The organism is Cellulophaga sp. 3_MG-2023 (assembly GCF_030546975.1).
In the GTDB taxonomy this organism is placed as follows: domain Bacteria; phylum Bacteroidota; class Bacteroidia; order Flavobacteriales; family Flavobacteriaceae; genus Cellulophaga.
In genome coordinates this window covers 233,634-246,401 of record NZ_JAUOPS010000005.1, presented here as the reverse complement: position 1 = coordinate 246,401, position 12,768 = coordinate 233,634, and the positions used below count along the sequence as shown (strand labels likewise).

Genomic DNA, 12,768 nt, shown 5'->3' with positions numbered 1-12,768 from the left:
AGTATTAAAATAAAGGCGCTGTTTATTTAATGTGAATTTATATTGATGTACAATATCTTTAGTAGTTAATGATAGACATTTAAAATAACGTCAAAGAAAAGTTAAAAACAAAAAGAAAAGGAGAGTAATATTATATTACTCTCCTTTTTATTAAAGAATACTGTTGTTAATCTAATACTCTTTTTATTTTCCTTTCAGATATTATATACCTAATGCTTGTCCGCCACCTATTTGTATCGTTTCAGCGGTTATGAATGAAGCATCTTTACTAGCTAAAAAAGAAATAACCCCAGCAACATCTTCAGGCTGACCTAATCTTCCTAACATAATATTATTTGCCCATGAAGCAAAAACTTCTGGTTTTGTAGATTTAATTTGTGCATGAAATGGGGTGTCTATTGTACCAGGAGATACTGCATTCACTCTAATTCCGTATTCTGCTAAATCTTTAGCTAAAGCTCTTGTTATTGCGTGTACTCCAGCTTTAGATGTGCCATATATACCTGCACCAGGACCTCCTGCGGTCCAACCTGCATTAGAGGTATAATTAATGATAGAAGGGTGTTCTCCTTTTTTTAGGTAAGGTATAGCTGCTCTTGATGCAAAGAAAACTGAGTCTAAGTTTAGAGCCATAACAAACCTGTAAAATTCAGTTGTCATTTCTTCAAATCTAGATCTACCACCTAGACCACCAGCATTGTTCACTAGGACGTCTATTCTTCCATATTTCTCACCAATTTTAACTATGTTATCTGTTACAAGATCTTCTTTTGTTACATCAAAACCAACATATTCAGCCGTTATTCCTTGTTTTGTTAGTTCATTTACCCTATCAGCACCTGCTGTATCATCAATACCATTTAAAACAACAGTATATCCATCTGATCCCAATCTTTTTGCAACTTCAAAACCTATTCCGCCTGTGGCTCCTGTAACAATTGCTACTTTTCCTTTATTTTTACTCATTTTTATGTGTTTAATTTTTATTTAATTTGTTTTTCTATGTTTATATTTAATATTATTAATTTTTAGGTTTTAATGGTTGTATTTTAGGACATAATATCCAAACAGCTAATAATGCTATTATTGCTAATGCTCCACCTATTAAAAATGCAGGTGTATAGTTACCACCTTTAGTGATAAAAGTAACTAATAGCGTAAGCCCAGCTGCACCGAGTTTAGCTGCCATACCAGAAAAGCCTGAAAGAGTACCTACTATTTTTCCGCTAAAGAGATCACTTGGTAATGTTTGTATATTTCCAATTGCAATTTGAAATCCAAATAACAAAATAGCCATAATTACAACTGCAATTAATGCAGCTGTATTTCTAGCATTATTAATTTCTGATAAATAGGCAAGAGCTGCAATTCCAGAATCTGTAGGTGCTCCATATTTTGGCAATAAACGTTCTTCTTTTGTTGCTTCTGCTTTTGGTGTTTTCCAAACAGCAGATTGATATGCTTTCTTAAAAGTAGGGTTAGATTTAATTTGATTAATATTTTTTCCAGCAATGTCTTGAATAAAATTTTTATCCGCTTTTAAGTCTTTAAATGCGTCATTATCCATTATCTTTTTAACTTGTGGATCAGCCATTGTTAAAGCTGCAGATTTCTCAACTCCAAAAACTCCTAAAATTTGAGGTGCACCAGGGTATTTTAATAAAATAAAACATGGAATCATTATGATACATCCCAATGTAATAACATACTTACGAGTCTTGTCTACAGTCCACGAAGAATTAAGTTTCTTTTGGGCAAGTAAACCTCCATACCATGCACCAATCATTGCACCTACATAAGGAACCCAAGCTGAAAATGCAATTTCTTTTACATTCATACCAAATACTTCAGATAGATATATAGGAATCCAAACTATAAACAACCACCATATAGGATCAAGTGCTGCCGAAGCAATTATTACACCCCAACTTTCTTTATGCTTAAGTAATTCTCCAGTATCAGGTACATAGCCATCGTCATGAATACCATCTTCATCAAGATCTTGATTTTTTTGACCAGAGAGGATGTATTTTTTTTCATCATCTGTTAGCCAAGGATGAGTTTTTGGTCCAGATTTAACAATATATAACCAAGGTAATAACCATAATAATCCAAGCAATCCTACCACTATAAATATTGACTTCCAATCTAAGTATGCAGATAACAGTCCAATTACTGGATAAGCTATAATACCACCAATTGCTGCCCCTGAATTAAAAACTCCTTGTGCAAGTGCTCTTTCTTTGGTAGGAAACCATTCTGCATTAGCTTTTGCCGCCCCTGGCCAGTTACCAGCTTCTGCTAAACCTAATATTGATCTAAAAATAGAAAAGCTTAACATTCCTTGAGCAAAGGCGTGCAGCATAGTTGCAACGGACCAAACCCCAATAGAGATGGCAAACCCAATTCTAGTGCCTATCCAGTCAAAAATTTTACCAAAAAGTGCTTGACCACTAGCATATGATATTATAAATACCGTAGATATTGTACCAAATATAACTTTATGTCCATCCTTATCCATTTCTGGGAATAAGTCTTGGGCAATGTCAGACCAAAGTGCACCAAAGGCTTGTCTGTCTATATAATTAATAACTGCAGCCAAAGCAACAAGTCCTACTACCCACCATCTTAATCCTTTTACTTTCATATTTTTTAATATATAAAAGGAGTGTATAGAATGTATAAATAGATAAATAACAATGGTAATTTGTTACTTTTCTAATTATTTTTACTTCCCTCCTTAATGTTTTTTTATAAAAAGATACTACGTGCAATAGGTATCTCTTTACTATCATTTTTTATTTAATATTATAGCAATATTGATATAATGCATTGAAGTGTTCCTTCATTTTTTGTTTACCCAATTTTGGATCTTGTTTTTTTATGGCTTCATAAATAGCTGTATGTTCTTTAATTCCTTTAACTGTTTGATCTTTATCACAGACGTGGTATTTTTCGAAATCTATAATTATCTGCGGTGTTATAGTTAACATAAAAGTGTTAATAGTACTATTGCCACATGCTTTTGCAATTGCTAAGTGAAACAATAAATCTTCCTGTACCGCATCTTCATTACTTAAAGCTTTAGCTTCATAAGCGTCTAAAGCAGCCTTAATATTTATTAAATCTTCTTCTGTTCTCCTTAATGCAGCTAAACGAACCGTTTTTAATTCTAGTAAAATTCTAGTTTCTACTAGAGATTTAAAATCTTGATTTTCTAACCTCAAAATGTCATCAATCATTCCGTTTAAAGCAATAATACCTATTTTAGCTACAAATGTTCCGCTTTGTGGAATTGATTTTAGTAAACCATAAAATTCTAATTTTTGAATAGCATCTCTTACGTTACTTCTACTAACTTCAAATTTTTCAGATAGCATACGCTCTGAAGGTAATTTATCCCCAGGCTCCAAATTTTTTAAGTTTATTAAATCTCTAATATTGCTAATTATTGAGTTTAATATTTGCTTATTATCATTTGTAGTTTGTACATCTAACTTCATAATTCAAAATTTTAAATGGCTTTAAATTGACGTCTAAAATAGTTAAGTTTAATGAGTGTTTTTCTATTTTTAATAGTTTTGTTAACACCAGGACTAACTAGGAACTGGTGCTAACAAAAACTAGAACTAACTCTACGTTTTAAACGTAACTTCAACTTTATATTTGATTTATTACTCTGTTATTTCTAACTCATAATATTTAACTTTAGCATAAGAGTTTTCATCTCTTGATTGAAAATAATTACCAGCTTTAAAATAGTTTTCAAAAACACCCCATCTTTTCATATGAATATTTTTGTATACTTTAAATTCATTATTATTTAGTGATACTATCATTTCTCCATCAGACACTTTAACTTCTATTGTAAATTTGCCAAAACCTACATTTTCTTTAAAAGTATGTCCTTCATCATCTGTCCAAGCTGTGTCATGTAAAATTTCTGTATCTGTTAAACTTAAGCTTATTAATTTTTTTGTTTTTACTCGTACTTTACCATTTTGCCAATATATTTTTAACATTGGAGGTGCATTATTGTCTTTTTGACCAATAAGTTTTTTTTGTTCATTGGTTAACCTACCGTGTATTTGCATAATAATGGTCTTGTGATATTTACCATTCTTATCTCTAGAAATATCTTCAACAGCAAGTTTTCCTTTTAAGCCTCTACCTTGTTTAAAAGTCCAGTTTACATTATTATTGCCTGGTTCCATTTGTTCCCTTAGTTCTGTTCTAGAATACTTAGTGTTAGCTGTTGTAGCAGCAGTAGGATATGCATAGAAAACAAGCGCACCAGAAACAGAATCATTATACATAAATGGCTTTAGTGTTTTGTTTGTGGCATAATTTAGTATCTCTGGTGGCTCTACTTCTATGGGTTTGCCAATAGGTAAGGTTACTTTCCAATGGCTTAAATCTATTTTTGGTAATCTGTATTTTTTCTTCTTATTTTTCTTTTTTAAAATTTTAGTATCCGATTCTACTACGCTACTTTTTGTTGTTTGGCAAGCAGCGTTAGTAGTAAGAAATACAATTGATATTATGGTTATTATTTCTCTTCGGAAATTCATTATTTTATATATTATGGTGCAGGTATAATACTAACATTATCTAAGTAAGTATCGCCAGTACTTACATTATCAATCCAAATAGCAATTTCACCTGTAGCATTTGCTTCAAATTCAAATGTAACTTCTGTAAAGTTATTTTTACCTAATGCCACATCACCATCAGCCTCAGCAATAAAACCAGTAGCTTCTAATTCATTTGCATTATCCATCCATCCGTTTAGGATACCAACTCTAACTTTATCTCCATCATTTTTAAGTGCGTAATGAAAAGTTACAATATATTTAACGTTAGGGGTAACGGTTAAAGCTTGATAAGAAGCTCTGTCATTACCAGCGCCAGTTGCAGGGTATTTAGCACCTTGAGTTTTACCAGAAGTATTGTCAAAAGGAACAGTATAGGCACCATCACTAGTAGTTTGGTGTACTGTTGCCCCTATAATTCTCCAACAATTAGTACCGTCGTTTTTTGGGGTTTTAGGTGTACCATCTGATTGAATAAATATGCAGCCAAGTGTGTCTCCACCTTCATCAGTACCGTCTTCAAAAGCCCATTCTGATATTACTGGTGTAATTACAGTAGGAACTATAGGTTCTACCACTGTAACTGTTTCTGTGTACACACTTTTTACACCTAAATTATCTGAAGCAGTTAAGCTTACTACAAAATCACCTTCTCCAGGAAAAGTATGTTCTGGTTCTGCCTCAGTAGATGTTATTATTTCTCCAGAACTATGTGTAAATTCCCAACTGTATTGCGTTGCGCTGTTAGATTGATTACTAAAGCTATACGTTTTCCATGCATCATCTGAACCAGTATTTTGGGTAGCAGCAAAAAATGCAGTAGGAGGGGTAGCGTCTTCTATGGATGCAGTATCAGCTATATCATAATCTAAATCACAAGATGAAAAAGATATGGTTAGTAAAAAGATGGCAGTCAATAGTCCTGCTGTACCTTTTAATTTATTTATTTTTCTATTATTTTTCATAATTATATGTTTTAACTATTGTTTTTAGTAACCAGGATTTTGTGTTAATACACCTTTACTTAATCCAATTTCTCTTTGTGGAATAGGTAATAACAAATCTGTAGAAGAAAAACTATAGCCATTTTCTGTGGCAAATGCAGATAATACATTTGTTGCTTCTCCCATTCTAATTAAATCAAATAAACGCTTGTTTTCAAATGCAAGTTCTACACGTCTTTCATTTAATAATTCTTCCTTTGTAATGACTCCGTCTTCATCATCATTTAAACCAGCTCTTTCTCTAATTGCATTAAAAGATGCAAGCGCACCGCTGTTAGATGTAGATTCACCACCACCTAATATTGCTTCAACATGTAGTAAAACAACATCAGCATATCTTAAAACTATCCAATCATTACCAGATGCTTGTGCATCAGCGCTAAATGTTCTACCATTATCTCCACCATCTTCACCATTAGGCAAGTATTTAATAGCTTGGTTTTCTGTAGGTTGAAAAGGATCTATTCTGTAGGTATGTTGCGTTCTATCTCCTCCCATTTCTTCTAGAGCAGCAACTACATTTGTAGTAGCATAGTTAACGCCACTTGTTCTCCCAACAGAGTTTAACCATTCTGCTGAAAAATTTTGACTGTTATTGTTATCGCCTTGCTCGTAACCAATAGCAAAAATGATTTCATCATTGCGCTCAGAAAAGAATATATCACTGTAATTATCTAGTAGGGTAAAACCTCTAGCAGGATCTAATATCTCTTCACATAATAATTGTGCTTGAGCGTAGTTTGGTGTTGGTAGAGTTAAATAGACCTTAGCTAGTAATCCTTGAGCTGCAGCTTTAGATGCTCTATCTTTAAAAGAATCATCTAAATTATCTACAGCAGTCTGTAAATCTGAAACAATTAGACTATAAATTTCAGAAGAATTAACTCTAGTAAAAGCAGTTTCAGTATCTAAAGGAGCAATAACATTTGTAACTAAAGGTATATCACCATATAGACGTACAAGGTTAAAATAAGCATATGCTCTTAAAAATTTTGCTTCACCTTCTAATTTTCCTGCAGCAGCATCAGATGCGGCATTTATGTTGTCTAAAACTATGTTAGCTCTAAATATTACATCATAAAAGCTTCTGTAATAATCTGCAACAATACCATTTGTAGATTCTATAGCAAAGCTTTCAAACTGAGCAGCTTCACCTTCCTGGCTTTTAGACCTTGTATTATCACTACGCATTTCTGTTACGTAAAACTCTACTTGAGTTGCGTGATTTAAGTTTGAGTTTGTAATTTTAGCTGCGTTTACACCTTGTAATCCGTCATAAATATTAATTACGGCAGCCTCTAGTTCTTCATCATTAGAATAAAATGCTTCTCCACTTGTTCCAGTTTTTAAGTCTGGTGATAAAAATGAATCTTCACAAGATGTAAATAAAATTGTAATGACTATTAATGTTAAAAATTTTAGTTTTTTCATGATTATATATTTTTAAATTAGTAGTTTAAAATTCTATGTTAATACCTGCAGATAGTGTACTAAACACAGGAGAACCAGCTCTTTGGTAACCATAAGTTGTTGCAGATGTTGTATTAATAGACTCTGGGTTAAAACCAGTATAATTATCTGCTGTTAGGTACATTACATTTTGTGCAGAAAGATAAATTCTAGCGCTTCTAATTTTTAATTGAGATGTAACATCTTTACTAAAGTTATATCCAAGGTTTATATTACGTAATGCTATATATGATGCATCTTGTATAATATCATTTGTAAATATTTTTTGTTTGATAAATTCTTGGTTTGGAGTACCTAAAATATAGTCTCCGGTAGGACCAGTAACAAAATCTTGAGAGCTATTAAAATGGTTAAAAATATATTGATCTCCCATATTTCTTATTTCAGCTCCATGACTTCCTTGAAACATAAAACTAAAGTCAAAATTTCCTATTTTAAAGTCATTAGACATACTCCAAACAAACTCAGGGTAAGGATTTCCTAAAATTGTTTTATCATCATCATCTATTATACCATCACCATTTAAATCTTTTACATATACATCTTGTGCTTCTGCTCCTACAGGATGAAAAGGGTTTTTTAGAAATTCTAAAGGAATATCTCTTTCTACAACCCATCCATAAAATGATGAAATAGGGTTACCTTCTAAGTTAATCCATTCTGCAGCTCTTTTAGAATCTACATTTTGAATTTGTCCGTTAGAGTCAGCAAAGTCTGTTAATTCATTTTTATTAGTAGATGTAATAAAAGTTGTAGTCCATTTAAATTTAGGGCCAGCAACATTTCTTGTTCTTAATTCTACTTCTATACCAGAGTTTTCTACTTCTCCTATGTTAACAAGAGCATTTGTAAAGCCTGTTGTAGATGCAATAGGGTTGTTTAACAGTAACTGGTCACTAGTTCTTTTGTAGTAATCTACAGAACCAGATAATACATTGTTAAAGAAACCAAAATCAACACCAGGATTAAACTCTACTTGTCTTTCCCATTTTAAATCTGGATTAGATATGTTTAAAGGGTTAGCAGCATTTGTAACAGCTCCGCCGGTTACACCAGAAGCAATAGAGTTGTCTATTAAAGATAAATAAGGGTAATTGTTAATTAAGTTGTTTCCTGTTCTAAAAGAGTTGTTACCAGTTACACCATAACTAACCCTAAATTTAAGGTTGTTAATTACATCACTATTTTTTAAGAAATTTTCTCTAGAAATGTTCCAACCCAAAGAGCCGGCAAAGAAATTACCATATTTATTATTTGGTCCAAATACAGATGCACCATCTCTTCTAAAGCTAAAAGAAGCTAAATATTTATCTGCATAAGCATAATTTACTCTAGTAAAAAAAGATAATAAAGTACTTTCGTATTCTTCTTCATATTCGTTTGTAATATCGTCTTGGTTAATGTAACGAGAACTATCATCTGTATAACCTTGAGAACTAATAGTTTCAAACTCTGTTTTATATTTTTCGCCAGAAGCACCTAAAACAACACCAAAATCATGCTTATCAAATGTTTTATTGTATGATAATACGTTATCTAAGGCTAAATGCTGTGTTCTAGTGTTTGTACTATCTAATTTTGCAGCACTTGCACCGTTTCTGTTAGATTCTACACCTTGCCATCTTTGTTGTCTGTATCTTTGGTAATCACCAGATAAGGTAGTTTTAAAGCTTAAATCATCATTAATTTTATACTTAGCATAGAAGCTACCAAGAATTTTACTTCTGTAATCTCTACGATCTCTTTCTAATATTTTTGCAGCGGGGTTAGTGTTAGAAGTGTTACTAATATTTGTACCACCACTACTGGCATTTACAGGAGCACCATTTGCTAAATCGTAACCATCAAAATGATATTGTAAAGCATAATCACCTATTTGAACATCTGCCCATTTGCCACCGTCTTGTACACGGTTTACAAATTGTATTGTGTTTGCATCATGATATACAGGTAACCAAGATGGTTGTCTTAAAATATCATGGGTAGAGCCATCAAAACGTCTACGTTCTGTGTAAGAAGGAGTAGCACTTAGACCAATAGTTAAATCATCTGTAACATCATAATCTAATCTAAGCTTAACACTATATTTTTTAAAATCATCTGTAAGTAAAACACCCTCATCATGATTGTAGTTTAAGTTGGTGCTAAATCTTAATTTATCATTACCACCTCTAATACCTAGAGAGTGATTAGTAATTACACCACCATCAAAAATAATTTCTTGCCAGTTTGTATCTACGCCAATTAATTGCTTGTATCTAGTTTGGTCAGATATACCGTGTGTAAATTGTAATTCTGCAGCAGCAGTTTCTGCTACAGTAGAGTAGTAGGCATCGCTTTGTCTGGCAGTTTTAATACCAGTTAATGTAGAGTAACTAAATCTTGTTTCTCCAGATTTACCAGATTTTGTGGTTATTTGAATAATACCATTACCTCCTCTAGATCCGTAAATTGCACCTGAAGCAGCATCTTTTAATATTTCAAAAGATTCTACATCATTCATATCTAAAGATCCTAAGTAGTCATTAGGAACCACAACACCATCTACAACTACTAAAGGTCCTGAGTTACCAGTTATAGAACCTGTACCTCTAATTCTAATCGTTGGATCAGAACCAGCTTCACCTTCGGTTGCTTGTATGTTTACACCTGATACTTGACCTACCAAAGCGTCATCTACCCTAGATACTGCTATTTGTCCTAAATCTTCGTTAACTATTTTAGATATAGAACCTGTTAAATGTGATTTTTTCTGTGTTCCGTAACCAACAACAACAACCTCATCTAACTTACTAGCGTCTTCATCTAAGGTAACATTAACAGTAGTTTGGTCTGCAATAGTGATACTTTTTGTGATAAATCCAATAAAAGAAAATTGAAGAATATCACCTTTTTTTGCTTTAATTTCATAATTACCATCAAAATCTGTGGTTGTCCCTGTAGCAGTGTTTTTAATGATAATGTTTACACCTAAAATAGGTAAGTTGTCTGCAGAAGAGACCACTGTACCCTTTATAGGGAAGCTTTCTTGAGCCAAAGTAATAGCGCTACAGAATAGCGTTATCACCAAAATTAGCTTTGTTTTTAAGTTCATAATTAATTGTTTAGTTTAATTGAGTTAATAGTGTTCTGTAGTAACTTAAAAACCATTTCTCTAGGCTAAAAGCAAATAATCATTACTTTTGTAAAGAATATGTTTTTATACTACATATTTATTACTTCCCTCCAAAGAAGTATTTGTAAAAGGATAGGCGTGCACCTATCCTTTTTTTGTGCTCTATTTAAATTTGGTTAACCAAACTGGTTAACCAGTTTATACTTTTCGAATATATGCAAAAATTTTGTTAAAAAAAAATAAAACGATCATTAATAAGTTTTTTTGTAAAACTCTCTATATTAGGGCTAAAGGCATTTTATTTTTTTCATATCAATAAATTATGTTAATTGTAAGTGTAAGGACCTACCCAATTAAATTCTTTATTATTTATTGTGATTGAATGTGCTGTAGATTTGTCTGGGTTTGTATTAGATAAAATAAATAGTTTAGATTGTTTGTTGTTATTTGTAATACGTATTGCGGTATAGTCTTTACTATTTAAAAGGGTTTCTATTTTAGCTATACTACTATATGCATTTACAGAGAACTCTGATACAGGACTGTAGCTACCATGTGCTTCTATGGCATTTACGTATAATGCATTTTTAGTATTATTTTTTCTGATGATTAAAGTAGGATCTCTTCTTAAGTTATACTCTGGATCGTTAGCACCAATTCTAGCAAAAATAATTTTGTCTGTTGCTTGTGTAGCAGATGTTAATGTATAAAATACATTATTGTGCATCCAATTAAATTTTAAATTACTATTTGGTGCATCTGCTAAAGCCTCTACAAATAAATGTTGGTAACCATTTTTGTCTCCCAATGTTTTTAATGTAGCTTGTTGTGTATACTTAAAGTTTGTTTGCATTATTTGACCTTTGTAATAAAAAGGCAAATCGTACTTGTTTGATGAGCTACCAGTAACATTAAAAATATCTAAAACAAATGGCTCATTAATAAACAAAGAGTCTGAAACTATAGCCAAAGTTCTGTGTAATTCTGTGTTAGGATATGCATTATTTTCTTTAGCGCTAACTACTGTAATTTTTTTAGAAACATTAAATAAGTATTGGTTAGAATGGTTTTTACTGCCTAAACTATACTTACCATTAAAATGAGAAGTTTGGTTTTGTATAATGGTATTATGTGCTATTGTTTGTTTTGCCCAAGTAGTATTTTCTTTTAAGTAATTACCACCACCTTTTTGTTCTATATTAACAAATCTTGCTAAGCCATAATCTTGTACAACCTCTGTACCATCATTAAACATAAAAAAAGATAACTTGTCATAATGACCGTGACTAAGGCCTTGTGCTGTATATTTAAATATAACTTCTAAATTGTTGTTACGCAATACACTAATGCCACCTTGTTTACCATTGGGACCATCTGTTAAAGTAATAGATTTTTTTGTAAAAGGTTTCTCTAAATTATTTTTTAAACCTAATGCAACAGCTAAACCTGTATCATCTAAATTAACTTTATTTTGTTTTTTAGCAATACTTAGTAGTTCTGGGTTGTTGCCTCCGTAATGATAAGCAATATCTACAGCGGTTACTAATTCTCTAGAGTAGTAAGACATTCCTTTTTGCGCATCATTAATTGTGTAAAACTCTCCGTCTTTATCAGTAAGGTTTATTAATGCTTCTACTGCTTTTGTTAACACTGCGTTTTTATGCTCAAAAATTTTAAGTTCTGGTTTTTTGTTTTCTAATGCTTGTGCAAAAATTAAAAACGGGTACATAGCATATCTTTGGTAATAAGGACCTTCAGTATAATATCCGTCAGGAGAAAAAGGCTCATCTAAATTTGCTAAAAAACCAACTTTTTGATCTTTATTTTTTATAAATCCACCATCATCATCTTTTAAATTAGCAGCAATAGAATCTGTTTTTAATCCGTAAAGTGCTTTTTGCAAAAGCTCATCATTATCCATAACCAATGCAATCATCCCAACTGCAACATTACCCCAAGTACTGTGGTTATGTACTCTATTAAAAAATTGAGGATTTTCTTTTGAGATAAAATTAGCAAACGGAATAAATAAATCGTTTTCTAAATGTTCTCTTTCTTCTTTAGATAACCAATTGTAAATACAATCGTAAGCTTGACTAGCATATACCAACCAATTAGAGTCATTTAAACATTGCCAAAAAAGTTTACCTCTTGCATAAGACCTTTCTTGTGGGTGTAAAGGTAATGTAGGGTACAACTTTGCATACTCTAAAAACATATCTCTAACGTATACAGCGTATTTCTCATCATCTAAAATTTGATAAAGCACACCAGCTTTTTGTAGTATTAGAAAGTTTTTTTTGTGCTGTTCATGTGTATAACCGCCAGAAAAATCTTTTGGAACAGGAACGTCTATACCTTTACTAATCTCAGCATCTACTTCTTGTTTAACATCTTCTAAAGTTTTGTCAAACAAAGGAATTGTTCCTAACTGAGCTTTAATATTTTTTACACCTTCTTTAGTTAGTATTAAACTTGGGTGATTAGTTGTTGCTTGTTCTGTTGCTGTTGTAGCAGTTACTTTATCTTTTTTACAAGCAAAAAGACTTAATACCAATACAAAACAGATGTATTTTTTTAAAACCAT

8 protein-coding genes are annotated in these 12,768 nt (G+C 31.9%); all 8 read right to left on the bottom strand.

Going from position 1 to position 12,768, the window contains the following annotated elements:
• Positions 1–201: 201 nt before the first annotated feature.
• Positions 202–966: an SDR family NAD(P)-dependent oxidoreductase gene (locus tag Q4487_RS13835; RefSeq protein WP_100895346.1), complete on the bottom strand. Its 765-nt coding sequence runs from the start codon at positions 964–966 to the stop codon at positions 202–204.
• 55 nt (positions 967–1,021) lie between these two features.
• Positions 1,022–2,647 carry an MFS transporter gene (locus Q4487_RS13830; RefSeq protein WP_303543305.1) on the bottom strand — a complete coding sequence of 542 codons (1,626 nt, stop codon included), beginning with the start codon at positions 2,645–2,647 and terminating at the stop codon, positions 1,022–1,024.
• 151 nt (positions 2,648–2,798) lie between these two features.
• Positions 2,799–3,503: a FadR/GntR family transcriptional regulator gene (locus Q4487_RS13825; protein WP_100895348.1), complete on the bottom strand. Its 705-nt coding sequence runs from the start codon at positions 3,501–3,503 to the stop codon at positions 2,799–2,801.
• 171 nt (positions 3,504–3,674) lie between these two features.
• Entirely contained in the window at positions 3,675–4,574 is a 900-nt protein-coding gene (locus Q4487_RS13820; RefSeq protein WP_303543654.1) for a polysaccharide lyase family 7 protein, read from the bottom strand.
• Between the two features lie 8 nt (positions 4,575–4,582).
• The gene (locus tag Q4487_RS13815; protein WP_303543308.1) at positions 4,583–5,557 is read right to left on the bottom strand and encodes a PKD domain-containing protein; all 975 of its coding nucleotides are present in this window, start codon (positions 5,555–5,557) and stop codon (positions 4,583–4,585) included.
• Positions 5,558–5,581: 24 nt separating this feature from the next.
• Positions 5,582–7,027: a RagB/SusD family nutrient uptake outer membrane protein gene (locus Q4487_RS13810; protein WP_303543310.1), complete on the bottom strand. Its 1,446-nt coding sequence runs from the start codon at positions 7,025–7,027 to the stop codon at positions 5,582–5,584.
• A gap of 25 nt (positions 7,028–7,052) precedes the next feature.
• Positions 7,053–10,160: a TonB-dependent receptor gene (locus tag Q4487_RS13805; protein WP_303543312.1), complete on the bottom strand. Its 3,108-nt coding sequence runs from the start codon at positions 10,158–10,160 to the stop codon at positions 7,053–7,055.
• A 346-nt stretch (positions 10,161–10,506) separates the two neighbouring features.
• On the bottom strand, positions 10,507–12,768 hold the full coding sequence (locus Q4487_RS13800) for a heparinase II/III family protein (protein WP_303543313.1): 2,262 nt from the start codon (positions 12,766–12,768) through the stop codon (positions 10,507–10,509).

Excerpts from the sequence above, each read along its gene's own strand:
- Q4487_RS13800 (WP_303543313.1), bottom strand. The coding sequence starts at position 12,768 with ATGGTTTTAAAAAAATACATCTGTTTTGTATTGGTATTAAGTCTTTTT.
- Q4487_RS13830 (WP_303543305.1), bottom strand. The coding sequence starts at position 2,647 with ATGAAAGTAAAAGGATTAAGATGGTGGGTAGTAGGACTTGTTGCTTTG.
- Q4487_RS13825 (WP_100895348.1), bottom strand. The coding sequence starts at position 3,503 with ATGAAGTTAGATGTACAAACTACAAATGATAATAAGCAAATATTAAAC.
- Q4487_RS13810 (WP_303543310.1), bottom strand. The coding sequence starts at position 7,027 with ATGAAAAAACTAAAATTTTTAACATTAATAGTCATTACAATTTTATTT.
- Q4487_RS13815 (WP_303543308.1), bottom strand. The coding sequence starts at position 5,557 with ATGAAAAATAATAGAAAAATAAATAAATTAAAAGGTACAGCAGGACTA.
- Q4487_RS13835 (WP_100895346.1), bottom strand. The coding sequence starts at position 966 with ATGAGTAAAAATAAAGGAAAAGTAGCAATTGTTACAGGAGCCACAGGC.
- Q4487_RS13805 (WP_303543312.1), bottom strand. The coding sequence starts at position 10,160 with ATGAACTTAAAAACAAAGCTAATTTTGGTGATAACGCTATTCTGTAGC.